At 73.5% G+C, this 26,930-nt stretch carries 25 protein-coding genes; 15 read left to right on the plus strand and 10 right to left on the minus strand.

Annotated features, from left to right (window positions below; all coding sequences use genetic code 11):
• Positions 1-62: 62 nt before the first annotated feature.
• Genes J2W20_RS14370 through J2W20_RS14390 form a run of 5 tightly spaced genes read right to left on the minus strand, consistent with a single transcriptional unit; the run spans position 63 to position 5,802 of the window.
• Entirely contained in the window at positions 63-1,199 is a 1,137-nt protein-coding gene (locus J2W20_RS14370; protein WP_307007372.1) for an enolase C-terminal domain-like protein, read from the minus strand.
• Complete coding sequence (locus J2W20_RS14375; RefSeq protein ID WP_307007373.1) at positions 1,196-2,986, minus strand: thiamine pyrophosphate-requiring protein; 1,791 nt, start codon at positions 2,984-2,986, stop codon at positions 1,196-1,198. The genes J2W20_RS14370 and J2W20_RS14375 overlap by 4 nt, the downstream gene beginning before the upstream one ends.
• Before the next feature lies 1 nt (position 2,987).
• The gene (locus J2W20_RS14380) at positions 2,988-4,676 is read right to left on the minus strand and encodes a GMC family oxidoreductase (RefSeq protein WP_307007374.1); all 1,689 of its coding nucleotides are present in this window, start codon (positions 4,674-4,676) and stop codon (positions 2,988-2,990) included.
• Positions 4,673-5,296 (minus strand): gluconate 2-dehydrogenase subunit 3 family protein, encoded by a 624-nt coding sequence (locus J2W20_RS14385; protein ID WP_307007375.1) that lies wholly within the window; start codon positions 5,294-5,296, stop codon positions 4,673-4,675. Before J2W20_RS14385 ends, J2W20_RS14380 begins: the two co-directional genes overlap by 4 nt.
• Positions 5,293-5,802, minus strand: coding sequence for a hypothetical protein (locus J2W20_RS14390; RefSeq protein ID WP_307007376.1), 510 nt, complete (start codon positions 5,800-5,802; stop codon positions 5,293-5,295). Before J2W20_RS14390 ends, J2W20_RS14385 begins: the two co-directional genes overlap by 4 nt.
• A 120-nt stretch (positions 5,803-5,922) precedes the next feature.
• Between J2W20_RS14390 and J2W20_RS14395 the strand changes: the two genes are divergently transcribed.
• The gene (locus tag J2W20_RS14395) at positions 5,923-6,486 is read left to right on the plus strand and encodes a very short patch repair endonuclease (protein ID WP_307007377.1); all 564 of its coding nucleotides are present in this window, start codon (positions 5,923-5,925) and stop codon (positions 6,484-6,486) included.
• Here J2W20_RS14395 and J2W20_RS14400 read toward each other — a convergent pair.
• Positions 6,483-8,270: a glycoside hydrolase family 15 protein gene (locus J2W20_RS14400; protein ID WP_307007378.1), complete on the minus strand. Its 1,788-nt coding sequence runs from the start codon at positions 8,268-8,270 to the stop codon at positions 6,483-6,485. The two genes, J2W20_RS14395 and J2W20_RS14400, sit on opposite strands and share 4 nt — an antisense overlap.
• Positions 8,271-8,362: 92 nt before the next feature.
• On the opposite strand from J2W20_RS14400, the gene J2W20_RS14405 reads away from it, so the two are divergent.
• Complete coding sequence (locus tag J2W20_RS14405) at positions 8,363-8,974, plus strand: hypothetical protein (protein WP_307007379.1); 612 nt, start codon at positions 8,363-8,365, stop codon at positions 8,972-8,974.
• A 24-nt stretch (positions 8,975-8,998) separates the two neighbouring features.
• The gene (locus J2W20_RS14410) at positions 8,999-9,280 is read left to right on the plus strand and encodes a DUF2795 domain-containing protein (RefSeq protein WP_307007380.1); all 282 of its coding nucleotides are present in this window, start codon (positions 8,999-9,001) and stop codon (positions 9,278-9,280) included.
• 90 nt (positions 9,281-9,370) lie between these two features.
• Here the strand turns inward: J2W20_RS14410 and J2W20_RS14415 are convergent, their stop codons facing one another.
• Positions 9,371-10,255, minus strand: coding sequence for an SDR family oxidoreductase (locus tag J2W20_RS14415; RefSeq protein WP_307007381.1), 885 nt, complete (start codon positions 10,253-10,255; stop codon positions 9,371-9,373).
• A gap of 80 nt (positions 10,256-10,335) precedes the next feature.
• On the opposite strand from J2W20_RS14415, the gene J2W20_RS14420 reads away from it, so the two are divergent.
• On the plus strand, positions 10,336-11,319 hold the full coding sequence (locus J2W20_RS14420) for a DNA topoisomerase IB (protein WP_307007382.1): 984 nt from the start codon (positions 10,336-10,338) through the stop codon (positions 11,317-11,319).
• A gap of 50 nt (positions 11,320-11,369) precedes the next feature.
• Here J2W20_RS14420 and J2W20_RS14425 read toward each other — a convergent pair whose 3' ends face one another.
• Complete coding sequence (locus J2W20_RS14425) at positions 11,370-11,780, minus strand: hypothetical protein (RefSeq protein WP_307007383.1); 411 nt, start codon at positions 11,778-11,780, stop codon at positions 11,370-11,372.
• A gap of 638 nt (positions 11,781-12,418) precedes the next feature.
• Between J2W20_RS14425 and J2W20_RS14430 the strand changes: the two genes are divergently transcribed.
• On the plus strand, positions 12,419-13,252 hold the full coding sequence (locus J2W20_RS14430) for a sigma-70 family RNA polymerase sigma factor (RefSeq protein ID WP_307007384.1): 834 nt from the start codon (positions 12,419-12,421) through the stop codon (positions 13,250-13,252).
• A gap of 137 nt (positions 13,253-13,389) precedes the next feature.
• On the opposite strand, the gene J2W20_RS14435 is transcribed toward J2W20_RS14430, so the two are convergent.
• Positions 13,390-14,352, minus strand: a complete 963-nt coding sequence (locus J2W20_RS14435) for a glycosyltransferase family 9 protein (protein ID WP_307007427.1) — start codon at positions 14,350-14,352, stop codon at positions 13,390-13,392.
• Positions 14,353-14,488: 136 nt separating this feature from the next.
• On the opposite strand from J2W20_RS14435, the gene J2W20_RS14440 reads away from it, so the two are divergent.
• Genes J2W20_RS14440 through J2W20_RS14470 form a run of 7 tightly spaced genes read left to right on the plus strand, consistent with a single transcriptional unit; the run spans position 14,489 to position 21,363 of the window.
• Entirely contained in the window at positions 14,489-15,094 is a 606-nt protein-coding gene (locus tag J2W20_RS14440; RefSeq protein ID WP_307007385.1) for a D-glycero-alpha-D-manno-heptose-1,7-bisphosphate 7-phosphatase, read from the plus strand.
• The gene (locus J2W20_RS14445) at positions 15,091-16,116 is read left to right on the plus strand and encodes a glycosyltransferase family 9 protein (RefSeq protein ID WP_307007386.1); all 1,026 of its coding nucleotides are present in this window, start codon (positions 15,091-15,093) and stop codon (positions 16,114-16,116) included. Before J2W20_RS14440 ends, J2W20_RS14445 begins: the two co-directional genes overlap by 4 nt.
• On the plus strand, positions 16,116-17,120 hold the full coding sequence (locus J2W20_RS14450; protein WP_307007387.1) for a glycosyltransferase: 1,005 nt from the start codon (positions 16,116-16,118) through the stop codon (positions 17,118-17,120). The genes J2W20_RS14445 and J2W20_RS14450 overlap by 1 nt, the downstream gene beginning before the upstream one ends.
• Entirely contained in the window at positions 17,117-18,403 is a 1,287-nt protein-coding gene (locus J2W20_RS14455; protein ID WP_307007388.1) for a glycosyltransferase, read from the plus strand. Before J2W20_RS14450 ends, J2W20_RS14455 begins: the two co-directional genes overlap by 4 nt.
• Positions 18,404-18,405: 2 nt before the next feature.
• On the plus strand, positions 18,406-19,167 hold the full coding sequence (locus tag J2W20_RS14460) for a D-sedoheptulose-7-phosphate isomerase (RefSeq protein WP_307007389.1): 762 nt from the start codon (positions 18,406-18,408) through the stop codon (positions 19,165-19,167).
• Positions 19,164-20,570: a PfkB family carbohydrate kinase gene (locus J2W20_RS14465; protein ID WP_307007390.1), complete on the plus strand. Its 1,407-nt coding sequence runs from the start codon at positions 19,164-19,166 to the stop codon at positions 20,568-20,570. The genes J2W20_RS14460 and J2W20_RS14465 overlap by 4 nt, the downstream gene beginning before the upstream one ends.
• Positions 20,571-20,622: 52 nt before the next feature.
• Complete coding sequence (locus J2W20_RS14470) at positions 20,623-21,363, plus strand: SDR family oxidoreductase (protein ID WP_307007391.1); 741 nt, start codon at positions 20,623-20,625, stop codon at positions 21,361-21,363.
• Positions 21,364-21,579: 216 nt separating this feature from the next.
• Here the strand turns inward: J2W20_RS14470 and J2W20_RS14475 are convergent, their stop codons facing one another.
• A complete protein-coding gene (locus tag J2W20_RS14475) occupies positions 21,580-22,692 on the minus strand; it encodes a glycosyltransferase family 9 protein (protein WP_307007392.1) in 1,113 nt (370 codons plus the stop codon).
• Between the two features lie 270 nt (positions 22,693-22,962).
• On the opposite strand from J2W20_RS14475, the gene J2W20_RS14480 reads away from it, so the two are divergent.
• Genes J2W20_RS14480 through J2W20_RS14490 form a run of 3 tightly spaced genes read left to right on the plus strand, consistent with a single transcriptional unit; the run spans position 22,963 to position 26,862 of the window.
• On the plus strand, positions 22,963-24,444 hold the full coding sequence (locus J2W20_RS14480; protein WP_307007393.1) for an aldehyde dehydrogenase family protein: 1,482 nt from the start codon (positions 22,963-22,965) through the stop codon (positions 24,442-24,444).
• Position 24,445: 1 nt separating this feature from the next.
• Entirely contained in the window at positions 24,446-25,975 is a 1,530-nt protein-coding gene (locus J2W20_RS14485) for a PfkB family carbohydrate kinase (protein WP_307007394.1), read from the plus strand.
• Complete coding sequence (locus tag J2W20_RS14490; RefSeq protein WP_307007395.1) at positions 25,972-26,862, plus strand: glycosyltransferase; 891 nt, start codon at positions 25,972-25,974, stop codon at positions 26,860-26,862. The genes J2W20_RS14485 and J2W20_RS14490 overlap by 4 nt, the downstream gene beginning before the upstream one ends.
• Positions 26,863-26,930: the final 68 nt, after the last annotated feature.

Raw genomic sequence — 26,930 nt, forward strand, 5'->3', positions numbered from 1 at the left:
CGGCGCGAAACGCCGCCCCGCACCGGTCCCCTCCGGGTGCCCCTGCCCGCGTCCAGGGAGACTCAGGCGACGCGGTACTGCTCGGCGTCGGCGGAGCGGAGGACCAGGCCGTTCCCGAGCAGGGAGGGGTCCGGCGCGATGGCCCCGCCGTCGGGATCCGGGACGCCGTCGAACAGCATCGACTCGAGACGGACGTGGTCATGGAACCACTCGAGGTGCCGCAGCCCCGGGGCTGCGGCGGCCGGGGCTGCCGAGATCGCCGGGGCGCAGTGGCCGGAGAAGCCCACGCCGTGGGCCGCCGCCACGGCGGCGATGCGCAGCCAGACGGTGATGCCGCCGCAGCGGGTCACGTCGGCCTGCAGGCAGTCGACCGCCCCCGCGGCGCACATCCGCTCGGCGTCCTTGAGGCGGGTGAGGTACTCTCCCGCGGCGACGTCGGGGGACGTGCGCTCGCGCACGAAGCGCAGCCCGTCGAGGTCCTCGCTCGAGACGGGCTCCTCGAACCACGTGATCCGGGCCTCGGCGGCGGCGTCCGCCACGCGCACGGCCTGCTTCGGGGTGTAGGCCCCGTTGGCGTCGACGAACAGGGCGGACCGGCCGCCGATCGCCTCGCGGGCGGCCAGCATCCGGGCGAGGTCGCGGGACTCCGACGCGCCCCGGTCCTGCCCGATCTTGATCTTCACACGGGGGATCCCCTGCGCCGTCCAACCGGTGAGCTGCTCGACCATGCGGGCGTCGGTGTAGGTGGTGAAGCCACCGCTGCCGTAGACGGGCACCTCCGTGCGGGCCGCGCCGAGGAACTGGTGCAGGGGCAGCCCGGCATGACGGGCTGCGGCGTCCCACAGCGCGCAGTCGACGGCCGACGCCGCGTACGCGCAGGCCCCCGACTGGCCCGCGTTGCGCAGCGCCCGGGCCATCGCCTCGGAACAGGCGGGGACCGAGAAGACGTCCGCGCCGACGACCGCGGGCGCGAGGAGCTCCTGCACGACCGGCACGAGGGCCGCCGGGCCGTACGTGTACCCCGTCCCGTGCGTGCCGCCCGCCTCCACCCGCACCACCACGATGGTGGTGGAGTCCCAGGCGAAGGTCCCGTCGGCCTCGGGCTCGTCGGTCGGGACGGTATAGGCCGCAGCGGTGACGGACGAGACCGCGGCGCCCGATCCGGCGTCGTGCATCGGGGCGCCCGCCGGCGCGTTCATTCCCGATGCCCCGGGAGGAGCTCCTGGGCCTTGACCTTGAGGCCCTCCTTGATGAACTGCCAGGCGTTCTCATCCCCCTTGGCGGCGCTCTTGGCCGTGTTGAGGGCCTGCTTGAGCGTGGCGTGGGGCGGGATGGGGGGCACGTTGGGGTCAGTGCGCACGTCGAGCAGCGTGGGACGGGTGGCGGTGAGCGCCTTGTCCCAGGCGGCGCCGAGCGCGTCCGGGGTGTCCACCGAGATGGCCCCCAGGCCCAGGCTGGCGGCGAAGCCGGCGTAGTCCACGTCCGGCAGCTCCTGCGTCATGGGCACGGTCGGCGAGCCGCTGAACGCCCTCAGCTCCCACGTGACCTGGTTGAGGTCGTCGTTGTGGAGGACGACCACGACGAGCCGGGGATCGGACCAGTCCTTCCAGTAGCGGGCGATCGTGATGAGTTCGGCGAGGCCGTTCATCTGCATCGCGCCATCCCCCTCGAAGGCGATGACGGGCCGGTCGGGGTGCGCCATCTTGGCCCCGATCGCGTAGGGCACCGCAGGTCCCATCGTGGCCAGGTTCCCGGAGAGGCTCCCGCGCACCCCGGCGGGGAACCGGATCTGCCGCGCGTACCAGTTGGCAGCGCTGCCCGAGTCCGAGGTGACGATCGCCGAGGCCGGGATGCGCTCCGAGAACTCCGAGAAGACCCGGAGCGGATTGACCGGATCGGCGTCGACGAGGGCCTCGTCCCGCATGTCCGCCCACCACTTGGCGACCTTGTCCTCGATGTCCTCGCGCCAGCCGCGGTCCTCCTTGCGGTTCAGGAGCGGCATGAGCGCGCGCAGGCCGGCGGCGGCGTCCGCCACGAGGTTGACCTCGTAGGGGTAGCGCATGCCGATCATGGTGGCGTCGACATCGATCTGCACTCCCCGGGCCTTCTCCGGATCCGGCATGTACTGCAGGTAGGGGAAGCTCGAGCCGATCGTGAGCAGGGTGTCGCAGTCGCGCATCATCTCGTAGCTCGGCCTCGTCCCGAGGAGCCCGATCGAGCCGGTGACGAACGGGAGGGTGTCCGGAAGCGAGTCCTTCCCGAGGAGCGCCTTCGCCACCCCGGCGCCGAGGAGCTCGGCCACCTCCTGGACCTCCGCGGCGGCGTTGCGTGCGCCCTGGCCGATGAGGATCGCGACCTTCTTGCCCTGGTTGAGCACGTCGGCCGCCCTCCGCAGGCCCTCGGTGTCCGGGGCCAGCTCGGGCCACTCGATGCCGAGGCTCGAGGGGACCATCTTCATCTCGTGCGGAGGCGCCGAGTACTCGAGATCCTGGACGTCGGAGGGGATGATGACGGCGGTCGGCGCGCGCCGCGCGCAGGCGACCTTGATGGCCCGGTCGATCACGTTGGGCAGCTGCTCGGGGACGGTGACCAGCTGGACGTAGTCCGAGGCGACGTCCTTGAACAGCGAGGGGAGATCGACCTCCTGCTGGTAGGAGCCGCCGATCGACGTGCGCGCCACCTGCCCCACGATCGCGACCACCGGGACATGGTCGAGCTTGGCATCGTACAGGCCATTGAGGAGGTGGACCGCGCCGGGACCCGACGTGGCCATGCACACCCCCACTTTGCCCGTGAACTTGGCATAGCCCACTGCTTCGAAGGCGGCCATCTCCTCGTGCCGGGCCTGCACGAACCGGGGGCCCTCGCCCTTGCCGAGGGCGGTGACGATGCCGTTGATGCCGTCTCCGGGGTATCCGAACACGGTGCTGATGTCCCAGGCCTTGAGCCTTTCGAGCAGGAATTCGGCCACGTTCTTCTCGGCCATGTCAGCTCTCCTTTGCTGGTTCGCTTACTGGTTCGCGCTGTGGTTGGCGCTGCCCCCCGCGCGCGCCCGCAGCGAGGCGGGCCGCGGTGCGTGCGGCGAGGGACATGATGGTCAGTGCCGGGTTGGCGCTGCCCTGGGTGGGCAGCACGCTGCCGTCGGTGATGAAGAGGTTCGGAACGGCGAAGGTGCGGCAGTCGGCGTCGACCACGCCGTGCCGCTCGTCGGCCGCCATGCGCGCCCCGCCCACGAGGTGGGCGTAGCGCTCGATCGTCATGACCTCGCTGGCCCCCGCGGCGGTGAGGATCTGCTCCATCGTGTCGGCCGCCGCCGCCATGAGCCGGCGGTCGTTGCCGCAGCGGCTGTAGGTGAAGCGGGCCACAGGCATGCCGCGCCGGTCCGTCTCGGAGTCGAGCGTCACCCGGTTCTCCGGCTGGGGCAGGAACTCGCACAGGGCACCGAGGCAGGCCCAGTGGACGAAGTCGGTCATGCGGCGGCGCAGTTCGGTGCCCCAGTGCCCCTGGGCGGCGATGTGCTCTGCCCATGTGATCGGCAGGGGGGACACGGTCTGGATCGAGTAGCCGCGCTTGTACGGCTTCGTGGGGTCCGTCTCGTAGAAGGCCTCGCTGCTGACCTCGGGCGGCGGCGCCTTGTACATGCGCACCTCCTCCTCGAACCGGCCGCCCGTCTGCGGCGCGCCCTGCACCATGAGGTAGCGGCCCACGAGGTCGTGGTCGTTGCACAGCCCGTCGGGGAACTGCGGCGAGGCCGAGTTGAGCAGCAGCCGGGGCGTCTCGATCGAGTAGGCCGCCACCGCCACGTTCCGTGCCCGCTGGAAGTGCTCCACGCCGCCGTGCTCGTAGTGCACGCCGGTCGCCAGCCCGGTGCGGGGGTCGACGGCGACGCGGGTGACCATCGAGTCGGCCCGGATCTCGGCCCCGTGCGCGATCGCGTCGGGGACGTGGGTGATGAGGGGAGAGGCCTTGGCGTCCACCTTGCAGCCCTGCAGGCAGAACCCGCGGTAGATGCAGTGCCGGCGGTGTCCGAAGCGGCCGTTGGAGATGGCCACCGGCCCCACGCGGGCCTCGATCCCGCACGCCAGCGCGCCCCGCAGGAACGCCTGGCCGTTGCCCCCCACGGGGTGCGGGGTGTGGGGGTAGCTGTGCGGGTCACCCCACGGCCAGTCCTGGCCGGCCACGGGCAGCTCTTCCTCGATGTCCTCGTAGTACGGCTTGAGGTCCTCGTACCGCAGAGGCCAGTCGGCGCCGACCCCGTCGAGGGTCTGGGTGTGGAAGTCGCTGGGATGGAAGCGGGGGGTGTAGCCGGCGAAGTGCACCATGGAGCCGCCCACGCCGCGGCCAGAGTTGTTCGAGCCGAGCGGCACGGGGTCGTCGCCGTCGATCACGCGCGGCTCCGTCCAGTACAGCCGGTGCGACCCGGCCTCGTCGCTGACCCAGTCGCGGTCCGGCTCCCAGAAGGGCCCGGCCTCGAGGACCACGATGTTCCACCCGGCGCGGGCGAGGCGCTGCGCCATGGTCGAGCCGCCGGCTCCGCAGCCCACGATGACGAGGTCAACCTCGTCGTCGTCCGCGAAGCGGCGCATGCCGGTGTCCACGTCCGGGTCGGCCAGGGGGAGCAGCCAGGCGGACTCATTGCGCGCCCTGACCCCGCGCAGCCCGCGGCCCGCGCTCATGCGCTCTCACCCGGGCGCGCGTCCCGTACCTCGAAGTGCTCGCGCCGGCCGAGGCCGAGGTTCGCGTAGCCGCGGGGATATGCGGGGCCGGGGAAGCCGATCTCGTCCCACACGTAGGGGTGCGAGTAGAACGCGGTGCATGCGTACCGCAGCCACAGGTTCCACACGTGGCCGGCAGGGAAGCCGTGCCAGGGGCCCTCGGTCTCATGGAGCCCGGTCAGGAGGTCCTCCTGCTGCTCCCGGCTCGCGGTCGCGAATCCGGTGCCGCAGCGCTCGCGGGCGTCTTCGTCGAGGAAGCGCAGCCCCTGCCGCCACACCTCGGCGTCCTCGGGCAGGTCCGCGTAGTGCCATCCGTCGGTCTCGCCCGCTGCGAGGCGGGCGTCGACGAAGTTCACGAGTGGGATGCGGGGCTGCGCGTCGGGCTCCTGGCCCACGAGCCGGTCGAGGAGGGCGGCGGCGATGCCCTGCTCCTGAGCCGAGAAGAAGCTGGTGTCCGGCGGCCGCTGGGTGCGGGAGATGACGAGAGCCGCCGTCGTGTCGTCCCAGTGGCCGCGCTCGTCGAGGGCGCGCTGGCCCGGAAAGCGTCCTCCGCCGTCCTCGGCGGGCAGCGGGAGCGTCACGGCTCCCTCCTCAGGATCGACGCGAGGATCCCCATCCCGCCGACCAGGGTCACGAGCAGTGGGGCCAGCAGCGGCGGGCCCATCTCGACGTTGTAGCGCAGCTCCTTGAAGCCGCCGGGGCGCTGGGCGATCCCCCGCAGGTGGAGGTAGGTCCCCTGGAGCCCATTCGCGATGATCGCGGCGCTCGTGATCGGCAGGGCCGTGTGGGCGAGCCGCGCGCTGAACACGCCGCCGATCCCGGCGGCGGCGCCGAGCGGTCCCAGGGCCACGGGCGCCCACATCCAAGGATTGCCGAAGCTCGCCTTGTCGTGCTCGAGGTAGATCTCGGCCGCGGTCACGAGCGCCCCCGCGGCGGTGAGGCCCGAGAGCGTGCGCTCGAACCGGCCGGTCTCGACGTTGCGGACCAGCTTCTGGATTCCGCGCGGCTGCACCGCGCCGAGGGGGCCGCTGCGGTTCAGGGGCCCGCGCCCCGGGCTCTTCGCGGCCAGGAATGCCAGTGTTCCCATCGGGGTTCCTTCCGTGCACGGACCGGGCGGCGTCCAGCCCTCCTTCTTCAGCGCTACCCGCGGGGGAGCGGGCAAAACGGGCTCCCAGTACCTTCCCAGCCGCCGGCGTACGCTGGCCGCATGAGCCAGGCCGGGGTCCCCGAGGAGACGCACGACGCCGGTGGCGCGCCGGCGGCGGGCGCGTCACCGCCGTCGTCCGCCCGCGGCAGCGACGGGCGCGCCCGGAGCCGGAAGGGCGAGCCGTCCTGGGCGACGACGCCGGCGATCCGCCGCACCATGCTCGGAAACCGCTCGCGGGACACGGCCCCCGAGCTCAAGGTGCGCCGGGCGGTCCACGCCATGGGCCTGCGCTACCGCGTGGCCTACCGCCCCGAACCGGCCCTGCGGCGCACGGCGGACCTCGTGTTCACGCGCGCCCGCGTGGCGGTCTTCATCGACGGCTGCTACTGGCACGGATGCCCGGAGCACTACATCGAGCCGGCGAGCAACGTGGACTACTGGCGCCCCAAGATCGCCCGCAACCGCGAGCGGGACGCCGAGACGACCGCCGCCCTCGGCGCAGCCGGCTGGCGGGTCCTGCGGTTCTGGAGCCACGAGGACCCCGCCAGGGTGGCCGCGGCGATCGCCGAGGCGGTGCGGCCGGCGGGATCCGGCGCGGGCCCGGGCGGCGCCGAGTCCGACTAGTGCGACGAGGCGGGAGGCTGGTCGCTCGCCGGCGTCCCGCGGTGGAGCGCGAGGGCGGCGTTGACGAGGCCGAAGTGGCTGAAGGCCTGGGGCGTGTTGCCGAGGTGCCGGCGCGCGTGCGGGTCGTACTCCTCGCTCAGCAGCCCCACGTCATTCGCCAGCCCGAGGAGCCGCTCGAACAGGGCCGACGCCTCTTCGGTCCGCCCGATCCCGACGAGCGCGCTGACGAGCCAGAAGGAACAGACGAGGAACACCCCTTCGCCGTCCGGCAGGCCGTCCGCGCCCGACTCGGTCCGGTAGCGCAGCAGCAGGCCTTCCACGCTCAGCTCGCGCTGCACGGCCTCGACGGTCGCGACGATGCGGGGGTCCGTGTACGGCAGGAAGCCGACGCGGGGGAGGAGCAGGAGGGCGGCGTCGAGCTCGGCTGAGCCATAGGCCTGGACGAAGTGGGTCCGGGTGGGGTCGAGCCCGTGGGCCAAGACGTCGGCGCGGATCGCGTCGCGCACCTCGCGCCAGCGTGCGAGGGGGCCCGGGAGCCCGGCCTCGGCACCCTTCACCATGCGGTCTGCGGCCACCCAGGCCATGACCTTGGAGTGGGTGAAGTGCTGCCGCGGCCCGCGCATCTCCCAGAGCCCGTTGTCCGGCTGGTCCCAGATTCCCTCGAGGTATTCGACGAGGGCGAGCTGGAGGTCCCAGGAGTCGTCGCGCGAGCGGAGCGAGCTGCGGGTCAGGGCCAGGCCGTCGAGGACCTCGCCCCACACGTCGAGCTGGAGCTGGCCCGCAGCGGCGTTGCCGGTGCGGACCGGGGTTGTTCCCTCGTACCCGGGGAGCCATTCGAGGGTGGTCTCCGGCAGGCGGCGCCGTCCGGTGATCGAGTACATGATCTGCAGGTCGGCCGGGTCGCCGGCGACCGCCCGCAGGAGCCAGTCGCGCCAGGCCGCGGCCTCGTCCGTGTGGCCGGTGGCGAGGAGGGCCTGGAGGGCGAGCGCGGCGTCGCGGAGCCAGCAGTAGCGGTAGTCCCAATTCCGCACGCCGCCGATCGTCTCGGGCAGCGAGGTGGTGGGCGCGGCGACGAAGGCGCCGGTCGGCTCGAAGGTCAGGGCCTTGAGGGTGATGAGGGACCGGTTGACGGCCTCCCGGTGCGGGCCCGTCACCGTGCAGCGGCCGGTCCACTCCTCCCAGAAGGCGCAGGTGCGGGCGAGGGCAGCCTCCGGGTCCGGCCGGGGAGCGTATTCCTCATGGCTCGGGCCCCACGTCAGGACGAACGGAACCCGCTCGCCCTCCTTCACTGTGAAGCTGCTGCGGGTGCGCAGATCGCGGCCCACGAGGGGCACGGGCGTGTTCAGGTAGGCGGCGTCCGGGCCGGCGATCGCCTGGAGGACGCCGCCATGGCGGCGCACCCAGGGCACCACGTGGCCGTAGTCGAACCGGAGGGCGAGGTCCATCTCCAGGGGCACCTCGCCGCGGAGCCCCTCGACGATCCGGACGAAATCGACGACCCCGTCCCGGGGCGGCATGAAGTCGATCAGCCGCACCGCGCCGTCGTCGGTCTCCCAGACGGTCTCGAGGACGAGGGTGTCCGGGCGGTAGCGGCGCGAGGTGCAGTCCCCGGCCCCCGCCGGCGCGATCCTCCAGCGCCCGTGGTCGGCGCTGCCGAGGAGCGCGGCGAAACACGAGGGCGAGTCGAACTGGGGCAGGCAGAGCCAGTCGACCGAGCCGTCGCGGCCCACGAGCGCGGCCGTCTGGAGGTCGCCGACCAGTGCGTAGTCCTCGATCCGGGCCATGCGCGCACCCTACCAAGGGCGGCAGCGTGAGTGATTGGATCCGCGCTCCGGCGGGTACAGGGAGGGAAACCTGACACCCAGGAGGTTGACCCATGGACCCGACCCAGCTCACGGCGGTCATTGTCATCGCGGTGATCGTCGTCATTGTGATCATCGTGGCCATCGCGGTGTCCCGGAAGCGGGGCGAAGCCCGGCGGCAGCGCCAGCGCGAGCACGCGGAGGAGCTGCGTGCCGAGGCCCAGCGCCGGGAGATCGACGTCCGAGACCGGGAGGTCAAGGCCCACGAGGCGCAGGTGCGCGCCGAGCGCGCGGAGGTCGAGGCCGCCCGTCTGCGCCGCGAGGCCGAGGGACACAGCGAGAGCACCCGCGAGGACCGCGAGAAGATCGAGGAGCAGCGCCGCAAGGCGGACGAGCTCGACCCGGACCGCCGCAGCCGCACCGACGGTGCCCGCGCAGAGGCGGTCCCGCGCCAGAAGGTCCGTCAGGAACGCCGCGAGGAAGCCGTGGCGGAGCGCCGCGGGGAGCAGGTTCCCGGGGAACCGGTCCGCCAGGAGCCGATCCGCGAAGATGCCGGCACGGTTCGACCCGGCCGGCACGGGGCGACGGAAGACCTCCGCACCGACCGCATGGACGGAACCGTGCCCCCGGACGCCGAGCGCGGCGGGGCGACCGGTACCACCACCCCGACTGAAGGAACCCGCTGAGCGGGTTCACGAGAGAGGAGAACCATGACCGATTCCGCAAACCCGATCCAGATCCAGAAGTTCCTCGAGGGCGTCGACTACCCCGCCGAGAAGGGGACTCTCGTTGCCAAGGCCAAGGAGGAGGGCGCCGACAGCAACGTGCTGCGCTCCCTCGAGGCCATCCCGGACCGCTCCTACGCGAAGCCCACTGAGGTGAGCCAGGCGATCTCGGAGGTGGGCAACCACCCCGAGCGGGCCGTTGCCGGTGACTCAGGGGTGGACGACGACGATGACGAGCGCGGCGGCGACCGCTTCGACGCCGGGTGACCCGCAGGGAGCCCTGCAGCAGAGGGGAGGAGCGCCGGTCCTTGCGGGCCGGCGCTCCTTTCGTTGGGCCGGTGGTCTCGGGCCCGGACTCTAGAAGGGCTTCCCGCCGGTGACGGGAACCACCGCTCCTGAAATGTAGGAGGCCTCGTCCGAGGCGAGCAGCACGTAGGCCGGTGCGAGTTCGGCCGGCTGGGCGGGGCGCCCGAGGGGGGAGTCCTTGCCGAACTCCGGGACGTGCTCGGGCCAGCCTGTCGAGGGGATGAGCGGCGTCCAGACGGGTCCCGGCGCCACCGCGTTGATGCGGATGCCCTTGCTGCCGAGCTCCGGTGCGAGTGCCTTGACGAGGGCGGCCTGCGCGGCCTTCGTCATCGCATAGTCGAAGAGCCCCGCCGAGGGCTGAGCGGCCTGCACGGAGCTCGTGATGATGATGGACGCACCCGGCTGGAGATGGGGGACGGCAGCGCGGAGCGTCCAGAATTGGCTGTACAGGTTGGTGCGGATCACCCGGTCGAACTCCTCGCTGGAGACCGTGTCGATGCCGTCCCGCGCCTGCTGGTACGCCGCGTTGAGGACGAGGATGTCCAGCTTCCCGAACTCCTCCAGCGTGCGCCCGGGCAGAGAGGCGGCGAAGTCCTCGTCCCGCAGGTCGCCCTCGAAGTGCGCCGCGCGTTTCCCCGCCTCGGAGATGGCCGCCGTGGCCTCGGCCGCGTCCTGCACCTCCTCGGGCATCGCGGTGATCGCGACGTCTGCCCCCTCTCTGGCGAACGCGAGGGCCACGGCGCGGCCGATCCCCGAGTCTCCTCCGGTGATGAGGGCGGCGCGCCCCGTGAGGCGTCCGTGGCCCTCGTAGGTGCTCTCACCGTGGTCCGGGCGGGGCTCGGTCTCCCGGGTGGTGCCCGGGGCCTCGAGATCCTGCGGCGGAATGGTGCCCGTCACGCGGGCACTGCGCGGGTCCTGGGGGTCAGATGCATTCATGGGTGACTCCTTCCGTGACGGCCCGGCCGGCGGCCGGCCGGGCTGGTTCCATCCGTGGGGCTGTGGGTAAGTAGCTGCCGATGAAGACGCGCAGCAGGCGGACGGCGCACGGGACGATCACCCGGCGCCGCGCGGGCAAGGGGTTCAGCTACCGGGACGCGGACGGTCAGCGGGTCGACGCGCCGGAGGTGCTCGCCCGGATCGAGGCGCTCGCCATACCCCCGGCCTGGCGGAACGTGCGGATCGCGGCATCCCAGCGTGCCCGGGTCCAGGCGACCGGCATCGATTCCGCCGGTCGGAAGCAGTACCTCTACCACAGCACGTGGCGCGAGCGGCAGGAGGCCCGCAAATTCGACCGGGCCGTCGCCCTGGCGCGGCGGCTCCCCGGGATCCGCCGGGCGGTGACGCAGGACCTCCGCGGCAAGCACGGACCCAAGGAGCAGGCTCTCGCGGCCGCACTCCGCATCGTGGACCGGCTCGGGGTGCGCGTGGGAAACCGCAGGTACGCCCGCCAGCACGGATCGTTCGGTGTCACCACGATCCAGCGCAGGCATCTGCGGCTCGACGGCGACACCATCTCGCTGGAGTTCCCGGGCAAATCCGGGATGCAGTGGTCGGTGGAACTGCGCGATCCCGACCTGGCCGAGTACCTCCGCAGCCTGCCGAAGGGCGCGAGGTCCCGGGCCGCGCTGGGCTACGAGTCCGGCGGGGGGTTCCAGCGCATCGGATCCGAGTCCCTCAACGGGTACCTGCGGGTGCGGGCCGGGATGGGGGTGAGCGCCAAGGACCTGCGGACGTGGCGCGGCACCGTGATCGCGGCGGAATCCCTCGCTCGCAGCGGCGAGCAGGGCCTCGACGCAGAGGAGGCGTGGCGCCGCGCCATCGCCGACGCCGCGGACTGGCTCCACAACACGATCGCGGTGGCGCGGGGATCCTACGTCGACCCGCGCCTCCTCCTCGCCTACCACGAGGGCAGGAAGCTCACGACGCCGGGCGGCAACGTCTCCGACGCGGCGCTGGCCGAGCTGCTCGACTCGACGCCCCGCACGGGTCCGGGAACCTAGGCGCAGCGCGCCGGCCCCGCACTCCCGGATCACCGCCCGGCACCCCCGGATCAGTGGTCCGGGAAGTCGTCGCGCGCCCGCTGCGAGGCGTTCTCCGCGTCCTCGCGAGGGGTCAGGTAGTGCTCACCTTCCTCGGTGGTCGCGATCTCGTACTCCTCGGCGACCGCGTCGATGCGGGCCTGGTCCTCAGGCCCGGGCGGCCGGACTGGACCGGGGTTGGGCGTGCGCTCGGCATCGCCCCAGACTGCTCCGGCGCCCTGAGAGGACGGGGTGACATCGCTCGGACCGTCGGCGACGGTGTCGTCCACCCCGTGCCGGGGCACCGGGGTCCCCGGGTGCGGGCCCGAGCTCTCGGCCGTGCGCTCCTCGCCCGGCTCCCGGTCCGCGTAGTGGGCCTCGCCGCTCTCGAGGGGTGTGCCCTCCCGGCGCTCGGGCTCGTCAGGAAGATTCCGCTGGTCCATGGCGTCCTCTCGAATCGATGGAAGGCGGGACTGGCCCGCTCTCCTGTCCATACCCGCCGATCGCCCGCATCAAAACCGCATCAACATCGCATCAGAACCGCATCGGGTCTGCGCCGAGGGCGCGCCCGGCGGGAGTGCCCTGTGCCCGCGCCTTTCCGGGGATCGGGCGGGTCAACTGGGAGCACGCCCTTGAATAGCACGCGAGATAATCTGCACTCCACATGCCAAGAGACAGAACTGTTCCTTCTCGCGCCGTTGTATTCGACGAGCAGTCGTGCCTACGGTGGAAGCCGGAGTCAAGCAGCTGGCCCGCACTACCACGCCGGATGGCCAGTTGACTGGAGATTCACCGTCACTATGACCCAAGCGGCGCGACCCCTCGGCCGCCGCGAGCTGATCGAAGAAGACGCCTGCCGCGCCGCTGTGCGCGTAGCGACGCCCGCACGAGTCGCCGCGGCCACTCGCGGTCCCTCTTCCCTCCCAGGCGACGCCGACCACCAGCCCACCAGGACTCGAGACACCGGGACCTGGCCCCCATACGTCCCCGCGCACGACGCGGACCACCCAGCTCAGGAGGCGCCCGGCAGTCACTGACGCCCCACCACATCTTTCCAATTCCAGCGAGGAGGCAACTCGCCATGCAGGAAGCTCCACGGCAGACTCATCTGCTCCCAGTCCCCAACGATTCAGACCTTGCCGGCGCTCCGGAGAGCGTCAACGGCGTCATCCTGGGAGCCGCGCCCGAAGGCCGGGCGCGCCGCAGCGAGCCTCCGACCGACGGCACCGACCCGGTGGCAGCGGGACAGCTCGCCATCGAGTACCTCGGGGTCGCCGATGCCCTCGCCCGCAGGTTCCGCTGCGCGGGGCACGACACTGAGGACCTGCGCCAAGTTGCCCGGCTCGGCCTGCTGAAGGCCGCCCACCGCTACCGGGAGCCCCTCGGACACGGGTTCGTGCCCTACGCGGTGCCCACCATCACGGGAGAACTCAAGCGCTATCTCCGTGACCAGTCGTGGGTCGTCCGGCCGCCCCGTGCGCTCCAGGAGCTCCGCCTCAAGGTCAACGCGCTGCGCCCGGGCCTCGCCCAGGAGCTCGGGCACGATCCCACCACGGCCGAACTGAGCATGGCGGCCGGGGTGCCGGCCTCCGACGTGGCGGAGGCGCAGATCGCCGAATCGGCCATGGTCGGCCAGCCGGTCGAGCATGGAGACTCGTCAGAGGATCCCGAGGAACGCCGGCTGAACGTCGTCCTCGGTGCCGAGGACCCCGGCTACGAGCACGTCGAGCAGATGCACGCGCTCGCCGGGGCGATGTCCGACGCGACCGACAATGACAGGCAGCTCCTCGACCTCCGCTTCGTCCAGGAGATGACCCAGGACCAGATCGCCAAGGAGCTCGGCGTGAGCCAGATGCAGGTCTCGCGCCTCCTCAAGCGCCTGCTCGACAGGCTGCGGAGGAGGATGGCGGCCTGAGGCCCGTCCGTCCGGGCATGATGCCGGTGTGAGGGGGGCGGCATCAGGTCCGGGCGCGGCACGCAGGAAGGGCGCGGTGCGTGCACCGCGCCCTTCACTGTGCCTGGTCCTCGGAGCGGCAGACCGTCAGGCCGGCCCTAGCTGAAGGCGACCTGCCCGCCCTCCTGGCCGGCGGCGTCGTCCTCTTCCAACCCCTCCAGCGCGTCGAGGACGTGGCCGGGCAGGACGGCGAGCAGTGCAGGATCGGGGTCCGCGGCGAAGGGATCGCCCACGCGCACCCGCGGATCCGTGAGGACGACGTGCGGGCCCTCCGCGGGCGGCCCCCACTGCTCCGGGGCCGCCGGCCCGAACATCACCACCGAGGGGGTGCCGTAGGCCGTGGCCAGATGGGCCGCCGAGGTGTCCGCGGTGATCACGGCCCGCGCCGCGGCGATCGCGGCGGCGAACGCATCGAGCTCCCAGCGCCCGGCCACGCAGGCTGAGGCATGCAGCCCTGCGGCCTTGACCACCGCCGAGGCGCGGAAGACGTCGTCCGGCCCACCGGTGACCACCACCTGGTGGCCCCGCAGGGAGAGCACGGTCGCGACGTCCGCGAACCGCTCGATGGGCCAGCGCCTGCTGCCGTACGCGGCGCCCACGTGGATGATCGTGGCCCGCTCCACCGGTGCCGGCGTCTCGGGCGGGCACAACCGGAAGTCGGAGGAGTCGGCCACGATGCCGTTCCACGTCAGCAGGCGCACCCAGCGGTCCCGCTCGTGGAGGAAGTCGTCCCATTCGGGGCCGGCCCATCCGGGCGCCGCGTGGCCGATCCGGTAGGTGGGCTTCAGCGCATCGAGCCGACCCCTGCTCTCGGGCCCGTTCCCGTGCAGGTTGACGGCCACGTCCACCGGGCGGCGCCACGCGAGCGGGTGGTCGAGGCCCGGCGTCGGCAGCAGCGCGTTGATCCCGCCGATGAGGGGGACGATCGGCGCGAGCCAGCGCGGGGCAGCGAGCACGAGCTCGTGGTCGGGGAAGGCCCGGCGGAGGCCCCGGAGCGCCGGGACGGCGACGAGGAGGTCGCCCAGCTTGAGCGCCCGCAGGGCGAGGACGGTCGGCTTCATTGCGCGCTGTGCCACGGCTGCTCCCTGAGTGTGGGATGGCGTACGCCCGCGGCTTGAGCGATTTTGGGAGAAGGAGGAGGAGAAGAAGTCGTGTTAGTTCCGTTTAGTGTACTGCTGCAGGGGCACTGCTTCTCCTATGAGGAAGACCGATGGCGAGAGGGAGCGGCGGCCGGTACCGTCCGCAATCCTCTTCGACCGCGACGGGACGCTCGTCGCGGACGTCCCCTACAACACGGACCCCGACCTCGTGGTCCCGATGCCCGGCGCGCTCCAGACGCTCCGCCGCCTCCGCGCACTCGGCATCGCCTGCGGCGTCGTGACCAACCAGGCCGGGGTGGGCCTCGGCCTCATCGCCGAGCACGAGCTCCGGGCCGTCAACGCCCGCATCGAGGAGATCCTCGGCCCGTTCGACACCTGGCAGGTCTGCCCGCACGCCCCCGAGGACCGGTGCGAATGCCGCAAGCCCAAGCCCGGCCTCGTGCTCGCGGCCTGCCGGGACCTCGGGATCCGGCCGGAGGACGCCGTGGTCATCGGCGACATCGGCAAGGACATGGAGGCGGCCCGCCGCGCCGGCTCGCGCGGGATCATGGTCCCCACGCCCATCACCCTCCGCCCCGAAATCCTCGACGCGCCCACGGTCGCCGGGGACCTCTCGTCCGCCGTCATGCTCGCCCTGGGAGCCGAGCTGGCGCACAGCACCCGGCTCGACCCGGGCGCCCCGCCCCTCGGGAGCGCGGCGTGAGGCGCGTCCTCGCCGTCCGGCTCGACAGCCTCGGGGACGTGGTCATGGCCGGCCCCGCCATCCGGGCGATCGCGGCCCATGCGGAGCCCTACCTGCTCACCGGGCCCCGCGGGACCGGCGCGGCCCGCCTGCTGCCTCAGGTGCGCCACACCCGCGAATGGGACTGCCCCTGGATCGGCAACCCGGCGCCGGAGGCGACCCCGCGGAACCTCCGCCGGCTCGAGCGGCTTGTCGCGGACATCGCCCCCGACGAGGCCGTCATCTTCACCTCCTTCCACCAGTCGCCCCTGCCCCTCGCCCTCGAGCTGCGGCTCTGCGGGGTCCCGCGGATCACAGCGCTCTCGGAGGACTACCCGGGCTCGCTGCTCGACGTGCGGGTGACCTCGCGCGAACTCCCCTGGGAGGCCCATGAGGTGGACAGGGCACTCGGCATCGCCGCCGCGGCGGGCTTCCCGCTACCGGCCGACGACGACGGCCTGCCCGCCCTCGTGCCCCAGCACCGCAGCGGGCTCCGTCCCGACGGCCCCTACGTCGTGGTGCACCCAGGGGCCGACGCGCCCGCACGGTCCTGGCCCGCCGAGAACGCCGCGGAGCTGGTCGAGCAGCTCGCCGCCACGGGCCTGCGGGTGCTGGTCACGGGCGGACCGGACGAGCGCGCGCTGACCGCCCGCGTGGCGGGCTCCCACGGGATCGACCTCGGGGGACGCACGGGCCTGCCCGGCCTCGTGGACGTGCTCGAAGGCGCCAGCGTCGTCGTCGCCGGCAACACCGGCCCCGCGCACCTCGCGGCCGCCGTCCGCACGCCCGTGGTGAGCCTCTTCGCCCCCGTGGTGCCCGCCGAGGTCTGGCGGCCGAGGGGGGCGCCCACCGTCCTGCTCGGCGACCAGGGGGCGGCCTGCGCCGGCACCCGTGCGCGGATCTGCCCGCTCCCGGGCCATCCGTGCCTGGCCGGCGTGCTGGCCGAGCAGGTCGTCGAGGCCGTGCAGGACCTGCTCGCGGCCCAGACCGGGGCGGTGGCCTGATGCGCATCCTGGTGTGGCACGTCCACGGCGGCTGGATGGACGGATTCGTCCGCGGCGCGCACGAATACGTGGTCCCCGTCGACGCCGAGCGCGGGCCCTGGGGGCTGGGCCTCGCGGGCAGGCCCTGGCCGCGCGCTGTGGAGGCCACGGCCGAGGAGCTCGCGGTCCGCGGGGGCGAGATCGACGCCGTCGTGCTCCAGCGCACCGAGGAGATCGGGCTGGTCCAGTCCCTGACGGGCCTGCGGCCCGGGATCGACATCCCCGCGGTATTCGTCGAGCACAACACCCCCAAAGGCTCCGTCCCGGAGAGCCGGCACCCGCTCGCCGACCAGACCGACATTCCGATCGTGCACGTCACCCACTTCAACGCGCTCATGTGGGACTGCGGCCACGCGCCCGTGCTCGTGGTCGAGCACGGGGTCAACGACCCCGGCCTGCGCTACACCGGCGAGCTCGAGAGGCTCGGGGTCGCAGTGAACGAGCCCGTCCGGCGCCGCCGGGTGGCCGGCACGGACCTGCTGCCCGTCTTCTCCGAGGCAGCACCCGTCGACGTCTTCGGCATGGGCGGCGGCGGCCTCGAGGACGCCACAGGCCTGGGGCCCGACCGCCTGAGCTGGGCCGGTGACCTGCCCTCCGGGACGCTGCACGCCGAGCTCGGCCGCCGCCGCGCCTACCTCCATCCCTTCCGCTGGACCTCCCTGGGACTTGCCCTCATCGAGGCGATGTTCCTCGGACTGCCGGTGCTCGTGGTGGGCTCCACGGAAGCCTGGCGCGCCGTGCCCCCGGGCGCCGGCTGCGTCAGTTCCGACCCGAAGGAACTCCTCGCTGCCGCACGCCGGCTGCTCGCCCACCCGGACGAGGCCGTCGAGGCTGGGCTGAACGCCCGCGAGGCCGCCCTGGCCCGCTACGGACTGGACCGGTTCCACGCTGCGTGGGACCAGGTGCTCGCGGAGGCCGCGGACGGTAGGCGCGGTGCGAGCACGCTGAAAGGAGCACAACGATGAAGATCGCCATGGTCTCTGAGCACGCGAGTCCGCTCGCGGCCATCGGGGGCGAGGACGCGGGAGGGCAGAACGTGCACGTCGCTGAGCTCTCCGCGGCGCTCGTCCGCCGCGGGCACGCCGTCACCGTGTTCACGCGGCGCGACAGCAACAGGCTCCACTGGGAGCAGATGCTGCCCACCGGCGTCGCCCTCGTCAACGTCGACGCCGGGCCCGCACGCGCCGTTCCCAAGGACAGGCTGCTGCCCTACATCCCCGAACTTGCGGACCGGATCAGCGAGTACTGGGCGCAGGACACCCCCGACGTGGTCCACGGGCACTTCTGGATGTCCGGCGTCGCGTGCATCGAGGCGGCGGACAAGGTGCAGCGCCTCGGCCTCACCCCGCCCGTCGTGGCAGAGACCTTCCACGCGCTGGGCGTGGTCAAGCGCCGCCACCAGGGGGTCGAGGACACGAGCCCGCCCGAGCGCGAGACCCTCGAACCGTGGGTCGCGCGGTCGGTGGACCGCGTCATCGCCACGTGCCCCGACGAGGCCTTCGAGCTGCGCTCCATGGGCGTGAGCCGGCGGCACATCTCGATCGCGCCCTGTGGCGTGGACACCGGCCTCTTCACCCCGGACGGACCGGCACGGACCCGGGGACAGCGGTTCCGGATCGCCACGATCGGCCGCCTCGTGCCCCGCAAGGGCGTGGACACGGTGATCCGTGCGCTCGCCCTCCTCGCCGAGTCCGGGCGCCGGGACATCGAGCTCCTCGTGGTCGGCGGCTCCGTGGCCAAGGAGCGCGTCGCCGAGGACCCGGAGGCGCGGCGCCTGCGCGACCTCGCCGAATCCCTCGGGATCGGCAGCCAGATCATCTTCACCGGCCAGGTCGCCCGCGACGCCATGCCCGAGCTCATGCGCAGCCTCGACGCCGTGGTCTGCTGCCCCTGGTACGAGCCCTTCGGCATCGTCCCGCTCGAGGCCATGGCCTGCGGAGTCCCCACGATCGTGGCGGCCGTGGGCGGGCTCGCCGAGACCACGGTCGACGGCGTCACGGGCCTCCACGTCCCGCCCAGGGACCCCGTGGCGCTCGCCGACGCCGTGTCCGCGCTCGCCGACGATCCGCAGCGCCGGGCGGCCCTCGGCGCCGCGGGGATCGAGCGCGCACGGAGCCGCTACACGTGGGACAAGGTGGCCTCGGACACCGAGCGCATCTACCGGGTGATGCGCGAGCACTGGCAGCAGCCGGAGCCGGATGTCCTGCGGTCCCGGCGCAGGCTGCGCCGCGTCGAGGAGGGGGCCTGAGGATGTGTGCTGCTCACCGAGGACTGGACGCCGCGCGGACCGCGCCCCGCTCCTGGGCGGCCCTGGGGCCCGTACCCGGCGCAGGGAGCGCCGCCTTCCGCTCCGCCGCCCAGCGCGGCCGGGGCGCCAGCGACCCCACCGCTGCGCTCGCACGCAGTGTGGCCGCCCACATCGCGGAGTCCATAGTGGCCCTCGAGGTGCTCGAGCGCCACTCCCTCGTGCTGGCCCGGTGGGGGCATGAGCTGGCCCAGCGGCTCTCCCACGGCGGCAGGCTCCTCGTGGCCGGCAACGGCGGCTCCGCGGCCGAGGCGCAACACCTCACGGCCGAGCTCGTGGGGAGGTACGACGGCGAGCGGGCACCGTTCTCGGCGATCGCCCTCCACGGGGACACCTCGGCGATGACGGCGATCGGGAACGACTACGGCTACGACGAGGTCTTCGCCCGGCAGGTCAGGGCGCATGCCAGGCAGGGCGACGTCGTCGTGCTCCTCTCCACCTCCGGGAAGAGCCCCAACCTCCTCAGCGCAGCCGCGGCGGCGCGGGAGGTCGGGGCGGTCAGCTGGGCCATGACCGGCCCGGGACCCAATCCGCTCTCCTCAGCGGTGGACGAGGCTGTGCTCCTCGATGGAAGGAACTGCCACGTCCAGGAGTCGCAGCTCGTGGCGATCCACGCCCTCTGCGCGTGCTTCGACGCGTGCATCGCAGATACCCCGGCGCCGCGGCCCCGGGCCGGCCGGAGCATCCCAGGAAGGGACCCCAGATGAGACTTGCCGTGGTGGGAGACACCCTCATGGACATCGACCTGCACGGCCACGCGAGCCGTCTCTGCCCGGACGCCCCCGCTCCCGTCGTCGAAGTGGGCCGCCGGCTCGAGCGCGCGGGGGGTGCCGGCCTCGTGGCGACGATGCTCGCGGAGGACGGGCACGACGTCGACCTCGTCACCGCCCTCTCCAACGACCAGGCGGCGGCGCGCCTCCGCGCCCTGCTCAGCGGGGTGCGCGTGACCGCCGGGGCGCTCGGCGGCCCGACGCCGGTCAAGATGCGGGTCATCGCGGACGGCCAGAGGGTCGCACGGATCGACGAGGGCTGCGGCCAGAAGCCGTTCCCCCTGGTCGACGAGGTGATGCTCGAGCGGATCGCCGGTGCGGACGCGATCGTGGTCGCCGACTACGGCAGGCGGCTCGCGGAAGCCCCCACCCTCCGCGCGGCGATCGAATCCGCGGCCCGGCACGTCCCCGTGGTCTGGGACCCCCACCCGCAAGGTGCCCGGCCGGTCTCCAAGGCCGCCGCCGTGACGCCGAACCTGCCCGAACTGCTGGCCTTCTCCGGGCGGGCGGTCAATGGACTCGGCGCCGTGGCGACCGCCGCGGGGCGGCTGCGGCAGCGCTGGAACGCGGAGGCCGTCGTGGTCACCCTGGCCGAGCGGGGCGCCCTCGTGTGCGGGCCCGACGCCGACACCCACATCGCGGCCCCGGCTGCGGGGCTGCGGATCGAGGACTCGTGCGGCGCGGGGGACCGCTTCGCCGCCTCGCTCGCGGTCGCGCTCGCCTCTGGGCACGGACTGGAGCGCGCGGTCGAGGCGGCCATCTCCGGGGCGGTGGAGTTCCTCGGCGGGGGCGGGGTCTCCTCGCTCGAGGGCGGCCAGATGCCCCTGCCCCCCGCGGCCTCTGGCGACGTCTCGGAGGCGCTGGCCGTGGGGGAGGAGCAGGAGGAGAGCGCGGCCTTCGCCCTTGCCCGGCGCGTCCAGTCCACCGGCGGGCGCGTGGTCGCAGCGGGCGGCTGCTTCGACCTCCTGCACGCCGGCCACCTCCGGCTCCTCGAGGCGGCCCGCGACCTGGGCGACTGCCTCATCGTGTGCCTCAACTCGGACGAGTCGATCCGGCGTCTCAAGGGCGACTGCCGCCCGCTCATGTCCCAGGCCGATCGGGTGGACCTGCTCCTCGGGCTCAGCTGCGTGGACGCCGTGGAGGTCTTCTCCGAGGACACACCGGAGCAGCTGCTCAAGGCGCTCCGCCCGGACGTCTGGGTCAAGGGCGCCGACTACGACGCGGACCGGCTGCCCGAGACCGCACTCCTGCGGGAGTGGGGCGGCGACGTCGTCACCGTCCCGCTCGAGCCGGGACGGTCGACGACGGGCCTCGCCTCCGCGATCGCGGGGCTCGGCTGACGCCGGGCGACGACAGACCACTGACCATCACCACTGAACCGGAAGGACTCCCATGACCACCACGAGTACACGCATCAGCCACGAGGCCGACCAGGCCAGCCAGGGGCCACTCCGCGGCGCCCGGATCCTCGTGACCGGGGGCGCCTCGGGCCTCGGCGCGGCGATCGTCGACGCCGCGGCGGGGCAGGGGGCGCGGCCGATCGTCGTCGACCGGCAGCCTGCACCCGAGGGCGTGGCCGGGGTGGTCGCGGACCTCTCGGTGCGCGAGGAGGCGGAGGCCGCCGTCGCCCGCGCCGTCGAGGAGGCCGGCGGGCTCGATGCGGTGGTGTGCGCCGCAGGCATCGACCGCTGCGGCGAACTCGCGGAGGTGCCCGCCGACGAATGGGAGCGCGTGCTGCGCGTGAACCTCCTCGGGACGGCCGCCGTGGTGCGCGCCGCCGTCCCGCATCTGCTCGAGTCGCACGGCCGGGTGGTGACGGTGGCATCGACCCTCGGCCTCCGCGGCGCTGCGGGGGCCACGGCCTACTGCGCCTCCAAGTTCGGGGTGATCGGCTTCAGCAGGGCCCTTGCCGCTGAGCTGAAGGGGAAGGTGGGCGTGACCACGCTCATCCCCGGCGGCATGGACACGGCCTTCTTCGATGACCGGCCCGAGGAGTACAAGCCGCACGACCGCAGCACCCTCAACCGGCCCTCGGATGTGGCCCGCTCGGTGCTCTTCGCCCTCTCGCAGCCGCGCGGCTGCGAGGTCCGCGAGCTGCTCGTGGCCGGTTCCATGGAGGATTCCTGGCCGTAGGCCGCCTGCCGGACGACGGCGCGTCTGGCTGGGTCCCGCCGGAGCCGCCGGAGTGGCTGCGGCTGGAATGGGAGCTCAATGATCTGGCGCGGCCGCAGGGAGTGGCTCCGGGTGCGCTGGGGCCGGTGCTCTCGGCGGCGTTGCGGGCTGACACGGGAATGCGGCACCTTGAGCGCCGACGGGGGTGACACCCGTGAGGGGCCGGGGGAGTGCTGCCTACTGCCCAGCGAGGAGGGCCCTCGCGTCGGCCAGGACGCCCTCGACCGGGACGTCGGAGACCCATGGCTCGGAGTGGTCGCAGGACCTGCCGAAGGGGTCGGTGCCATCCGCCCCGCACACCGGGCACAGCTGGCGCCACGAGATCTGCACCCGGTGCATCCTCCGCTGGCGCGGTCCCGCATTGACCAGATTGGGGCCCCAGTACACGGACGCGGTCGGGGTCCCGAGCGCCTGCGCGAGGTGCCGCGGACCGCTGTCATTGGCGACCACGAGCTGCGCCGCGTCGAGGAGGCCCACGAGCCCGTGCAGGTCCGTCCGCCCGGCCGCCGACCCGATGAGGTGCGCGGCGCTGGGAGCCGCCCGCGCGGCGTCGTGCGCGATCCCTTCGGCGAGCCCGCGCTCGTCCGGATCGCCCACCACGAGGACCTGCCAGCCCTCCTCAGCGAGGGCCGCCGCCACGTGGGCGAACCGTGCCCCAGGCCAGCGGCGCCGCGGATCGCTCGCGCCCGGATGGACGACGACGAGGCCCCTTGCCTCCGTCTGCAGCCAGGGAGCGGCAGCGTCGGCGTCGGCAGGAACGGCAGCCAGCCGGGGCTCGAGATGCGCCGTCTCAGCCCCCGCGAGCGAGACGACCTCGAGCCAGCGGTCCACCTCGCGCTGGTAGTAGAGGTGCGCCAACTGGCGGTCGAGCGGGTCCGCGTCCGGGGTCGAGCAGCCGACCGTGTGGGCGGCGCCCAGGGCGAGGACGAAAGGGTTCGAGTTCTTGCCGCCGCCATGCAGCTGGGCAGCGAGCCCGAGCCCCTCGGCCCGCAGCGCAGCGACGATGTCAGCGGTGCGCGGGTCATCCCGCCACGTGTGCCCCGACGCGTCCGGCGCGTCGGGGAAGGTCGGGACGACGATGACGCGGTCCCACGGGCCAGGACGGCCCTCGAGCAGCGCCGCCAGCAGCGGGGTCGTGAGCAGCGTGAGGTGTGCGGGCTGGTAGGTCTCTGCCAGGGCCTCGAGGGCGGGGAGGACCGAGAGCAGGTCTCCGATCCCGCCGCCCCGGAGCACCGCGATCCGGTCCACGCCGTCGAAGGGCTGGTCCTCTCCGTGGGCGGCTCGCGCCATCGTGTCTCCTTGAATCTCTCCGTGTTCTGGTAGGCCGACGCCGGCCGCGCCGGCGGCGCCACCTGCGTCGGGACGTCCGGCGGCGGACCTCCGGCCGCGCGCTCCCAGGCGGGGCCCCGAACCTCCGCGGACCCCGGCCGCAGTCGGCTCCGTGCGGATCCGCTACCCCCCGGGCCCGCGCGCAAACGACCCCGAGAAGTCTCCCGAAGGGGTCGCTTGGGAGAGGTGGGCAGGGGTAGTAGGCCGATAGACGTTGTACAGGAGGTCGACATGAGCGCTGTCCTGCCGGGCAAGGCAGACTACGCGGGTGCGCCGCACCCATCGGGAGACGACGCCTTCGGAACGGACGCATCCGGAGCCGACGCAGCAACAGGAGGCGCAGCCTCCGGGACGGAGACGGAGGCAGAGGCAGGAGCACTCGCCGCGCCTGAGGCACAGCGGGTCGAGAGCGCGCTCCAGTCGGCGCGCCGGGCGTCAGCGCTGTGGCGACGCACGCCGCAGGCGGAACGCTCCACGGCTCTGCGCGAGATCGCCGCAGCCGTCGAATCGGCGGCCCACGAGCTCGCCGACCTGAACTCCCGGGAGACAGGCCGCCTCTTCGACGACGCCCTGGAGGGCGTGCGCTCGGGAGCCGAGGCGCTCCGGCGCTTCGCAGAGCTGGGCCTGCTCCGTTCGGGCCCGAGTCTCGCCGGGGCGTTCTCGGGGCTCGACTTCACGGTCTTCGAACCCCGCGGAGTCGTGCTCGGCCTGACGTCCTGGGACGACCCCGTGGCGGTGGCCTGCGCCGTCGTCGGCGCGTCCCTCGCCGCAGGCAACGCCGTGGTCCTCAAGCCGAGCGGCCGCTGCCCCGCGCTCGGCCGGCGACTCGGACGGCTCTTCGCCTCCGCGGTCCCCGCCGGGGTGATCGGCACCGTGACCGGCAGCGGCGCCGTGGGCGCGGCCCTCGCCGAGGACCTGCGCGTCGACGCGATCGTCCACATCGGGTCCTCGGAGGCGGCGGACAGCCTGACCCAGTCCGCGTGCGCGACGGGTGCCCATCTGGTCCGCGGCAGGCCGGGCAACGGCGTGTTCATCGTGGACCGGGAGGTGGATCCCGGCTGGGCCGCTGCGAGTGCCGCGGAGGCCGCCTTCCGGCACGCGGGCCAGCTGCGCTCCGCGGCGAGCCGGATCTACGTGCTCGAGGACATCGCCGACGACTTCCTCGAGGCCTTCGCCGGCCAGGCCCGGCAATGGACGTCCGGCGAGCGGCTCGGTCCGCTCGTCGACGCCCGAGCGCGGAAGGACGTCCACCGCGTGGTGGCCCAGGCCCTGGACCGAGGCGCCCTGCGCATCGCCGGCGGCGCGATCCCCGACGGATCGGGCTCCTACTACCCGCCGACCATCCTCACCGGCCCCGCCGCGACCTTGGAGGGCTTCACCGAAGAAGTCCGCGGTCCCGTGGCCGCCGTCATCCGGGTGGGAAGCTTCGGCGAGGCGATCGCCGAGGCCGCGCACTGCCCCTGCGGTGCCTCTGCAACGGTCCTCACCCGGGACATCGCCCATGCGCAGATCGCGGCGGCCGAGCTGCCGGTGGGCACGGTGGTGGTCAACGGCGTCGCCCAGGGAGCCACCGGGACCGATGCCCCGGGCCTCCCGCAGACCGGCAGCCCGGTGGGCTTCGGCCCACGCCTGCTGGACGAGCTGAGCCGGCCCAAGGTGATCCACCTCGAACCGCCCGTGGTCTCCCGGCCCGGGCCCGGCCTGGTGATCTGAGGTGGACGCCGCAGAGATCCTCGCTGCCCTCGGCCGCCGCCGCCCCAAGATCCTCGTGCTCGGGGACGTGCTCCTCGACCGTTGGTGCGAGGGCGGCGCCGAACGGCTCTGCCGCGAGGGGCCCGTTCCGGTGCTTGACGTGGCCCGCGTCGTCGACGCTCCGGGAGGGGCGGGGAACACCGCCATGAACCTCGCCGCGCTCGGCGCGGAGGTGGTGCTCGCCGGGGTGGCGGGCGACGACGAACCAGGCGCCGCGCTCTCCGTGTGCCTGGACCGGGCAGGGGTCAGCACCGAGGGAACGCTCGTGCGGCGTGCCGGCCGGTCCACGTCGGTGAAGTCCAGGATGCTCGCCGGGGGCCAGCTGCTCCTCAGGGTGGATTCGTGCCGCCGTGCTGACGAGGACGAGGCCCGCGAGGTCTCGGACCGTTCCCTCGCCGCGCTGGCGGGGGTGGACGCCGTCGTGGTGTGCGACTACGGCCTCGGCGCGCTCGCGGCCCTGGACCGCAGCGCAGTCCGCCGGGGAGCGCACGCGCTCGTGGTGGACGCCCGCCGCTTCCACGACTGGGCGAGCCTCCGGGCCGACGTCGCGACGCCCAATGCCCAGGAGGCGGCCGACCTCCTCGGCGAGCCTGCGCCCCACGGAGACCGGCGTGCCTGGGCCGAGGGGCATGCGCGCGAACTCGGCACCGCGACCGGAGCTGCACACACCCTCGTGACCTTGGACCGGGACGGGACCGTGCTCCTGGGGCCGCCGGGCAGCGTGCACGCCACGGCCGCCCGTCCCGCCCCTGAGCAGAACGCGGTCGGCGCCGGCGACACCTTCGTGGCCGGGCTCGCGTACGCCCTTGCGTTGGGCCTGCCCGTCGATGCGGCCGCCGACGTCGGCCAGGCCGCCGCGGACGTCGTGGTGGGCCTCCCGGGCACGAGCACCTGCACCGGGGAGCGGCTGGCCGCCGCGCTCCGCCGCGAACCGCCCCGCCGCGTCAGCACGCTCGAGGCGGCCCGCGAGGCCGCGGCCGCCGCCCGGTCCGCCGGCCAAGCGGTGGTCCTCACCAACGGGGTGTTCGACGGGCTGCACCGCGGCCACACCGCCTTCCTCGAGGAAGCCGCACGGATGGGCGGCCTGCTCGTGGTCGGCGTCAATTCGGACCAGTCCGCGCACCGCCTCCACGGAGTCCTGCCGTCGGCCGCGGAGGACGACAGGGCGGCCGTCGTCGCGGCCCTCGGCTCCGTGGACCACGCTCTGGTCTTCGACTCCGAGACGGCCGTGCCGCTCATCGAGGCCCTCGCCCCGGACGTCTACGTCAAGGGCGGCGACTACCTTCCGGGCATGCTCGCCGAGGCGGGCGCCGTCGCGGCCGTCGGCGGGCGGCTCGAGACCCTCGGCTGGACCGAACGCCCGCGCCGCCGCCCGGTGGACGAACGCCGGACAGACAGTCACCCAGAGGCCAGCGGCCCGAGGGACAGCCACCACCCAGAGGCCGGCAGCGCGATGGGCAGCCGCCCTGTGGACAGGAGGGCGGACCGGTGACCCGCGGTCCCGAGGACTGGGCCGCACCCAGCCCGAGCGGCGAACCGCTCCTCGAGGTCCTCATCCCGACCTGCAACCGCCCCACCGAGCTGGCCACCACCCTGGCCGGGCTCGCTGCCCAGGACGCGGACGGCTTCGGCGTCGTCGTCAGCGACCAGAGCGACGGTGCGGCAGGCTGGGAGCACGAGGGGGCCGCCGCGATGCTGCGGCTGCTCGAGGCGCAGGGCCGCCCTGTCCGCACCCTCCGGCACCACCCGCGGAGGGGTCTGGCGGAGCACCGCCAGTTCCTCCTCGAGGCCTCCGCCGCGCCGCGGGTGCTCTTCCTGGACGACGACGTCTGGCTGGCCCCCGGCGCGGTCCGCACCCTGGGAGAAGCGCTCGGCACCCTCGGATGCGGGTTCGTGGGGATGGCCGTCCAAGGCCTGTCCTACCTCGACGACCCCCGCCCGGAAGAAGTCGAGGCCTTCTCGGTGTGGGACGGCCCGGTGCGGCCCGAGCGGATGGACCGTGGCGCCCCGGGGTTCGTGCGCTGGCGCCTGCACAATGCCGCGAATCTGGCCCACCTCGCAGCGGACCTGCGCCGCACCGGCAGGCTGCGGGCAGGCGAGTGGCTCCCGTACCGCGTGGCCTGGGTCGGCGGGTGCGTGCTCTACCGCCGGGAGGCCCTCGAGGACTGCGGCGGCTTCGGGTTCTGGCGCGACCTCCCCGCAGCCCATGCCGGCGAGGACGTTGTGGCGCAGTGGCGAGTGATGGAGCGCTACGGCGGTGCCGGCATCATCCCCTCCCAGGCCGTGCATCTCGAGAGCCCCACCACGGTCACGGACCGTTCGGTCGAGGCCTCGGCCGTCCTGGTCGGGGACGGGGGGCGGGGTCCTGAAGAGGTGTGAACCCGGCATCGAGAGGGAAACAACAGCTCAGGCGGGTCGGAAGGTGCGGCCCGCGGTGGAAGGAGAAC

The sequence above is a fragment of the Sinomonas atrocyanea genome (assembly GCF_030812675.1).
Classification (GTDB): Bacteria; Actinomycetota; Actinomycetes; order Actinomycetales; family Micrococcaceae; genus Sinomonas; species Sinomonas atrocyanea_B.

Excerpts from the sequence above, each read along its gene's own strand:
- J2W20_RS14370 (WP_307007372.1), bottom strand. The coding sequence starts at position 1,199 with ATGAACGCGCCGGCGGGCGCCCCGATGCACGACGCCGGATCGGGCGCC.
- J2W20_RS14375 (WP_307007373.1), bottom strand. The coding sequence starts at position 2,986 with ATGGCCGAGAAGAACGTGGCCGAATTCCTGCTCGAAAGGCTCAAGGCC.
- J2W20_RS14380 (WP_307007374.1), bottom strand. The coding sequence starts at position 4,676 with ATGAGCGCGGGCCGCGGGCTGCGCGGGGTCAGGGCGCGCAATGAGTCC.
- J2W20_RS14390 (WP_307007376.1), bottom strand. The coding sequence starts at position 5,802 with ATGGGAACACTGGCATTCCTGGCCGCGAAGAGCCCGGGGCGCGGGCCC.
- J2W20_RS14395 (WP_307007377.1), top strand. The coding sequence starts at position 5,923 with ATGAGCCAGGCCGGGGTCCCCGAGGAGACGCACGACGCCGGTGGCGCG.
- J2W20_RS14400 (WP_307007378.1), bottom strand. The coding sequence starts at position 8,270 with ATGGCCCGGATCGAGGACTACGCACTGGTCGGCGACCTCCAGACGGCC.
- J2W20_RS14405 (WP_307007379.1), top strand. The coding sequence starts at position 8,363 with ATGGACCCGACCCAGCTCACGGCGGTCATTGTCATCGCGGTGATCGTC.
- J2W20_RS14410 (WP_307007380.1), top strand. The coding sequence starts at position 8,999 with ATGACCGATTCCGCAAACCCGATCCAGATCCAGAAGTTCCTCGAGGGC.
- J2W20_RS14415 (WP_307007381.1), bottom strand. The coding sequence starts at position 10,255 with ATGAATGCATCTGACCCCCAGGACCCGCGCAGTGCCCGCGTGACGGGC.
- J2W20_RS14420 (WP_307007382.1), top strand. The coding sequence starts at position 10,336 with ATGAAGACGCGCAGCAGGCGGACGGCGCACGGGACGATCACCCGGCGC.
- J2W20_RS14425 (WP_307007383.1), bottom strand. The coding sequence starts at position 11,780 with ATGGACCAGCGGAATCTTCCTGACGAGCCCGAGCGCCGGGAGGGCACA.
- J2W20_RS14430 (WP_307007384.1), top strand. The coding sequence starts at position 12,419 with ATGCAGGAAGCTCCACGGCAGACTCATCTGCTCCCAGTCCCCAACGAT.
- J2W20_RS14435 (WP_307007427.1), bottom strand. The coding sequence starts at position 14,352 with ATGAAGCCGACCGTCCTCGCCCTGCGGGCGCTCAAGCTGGGCGACCTC.
- J2W20_RS14440 (WP_307007385.1), top strand. The coding sequence starts at position 14,489 with ATGAGGAAGACCGATGGCGAGAGGGAGCGGCGGCCGGTACCGTCCGCA.
- J2W20_RS14450 (WP_307007387.1), top strand. The coding sequence starts at position 16,116 with ATGCGCATCCTGGTGTGGCACGTCCACGGCGGCTGGATGGACGGATTC.
- J2W20_RS14455 (WP_307007388.1), top strand. The coding sequence starts at position 17,117 with ATGAAGATCGCCATGGTCTCTGAGCACGCGAGTCCGCTCGCGGCCATC.
- J2W20_RS14460 (WP_307007389.1), top strand. The coding sequence starts at position 18,406 with ATGTGTGCTGCTCACCGAGGACTGGACGCCGCGCGGACCGCGCCCCGC.
- J2W20_RS14465 (WP_307007390.1), top strand. The coding sequence starts at position 19,164 with ATGAGACTTGCCGTGGTGGGAGACACCCTCATGGACATCGACCTGCAC.
- J2W20_RS14470 (WP_307007391.1), top strand. The coding sequence starts at position 20,623 with ATGACCACCACGAGTACACGCATCAGCCACGAGGCCGACCAGGCCAGC.
- J2W20_RS14475 (WP_307007392.1), bottom strand. The coding sequence starts at position 22,692 with ATGGCGCGAGCCGCCCACGGAGAGGACCAGCCCTTCGACGGCGTGGAC.
- J2W20_RS14480 (WP_307007393.1), top strand. The coding sequence starts at position 22,963 with ATGAGCGCTGTCCTGCCGGGCAAGGCAGACTACGCGGGTGCGCCGCAC.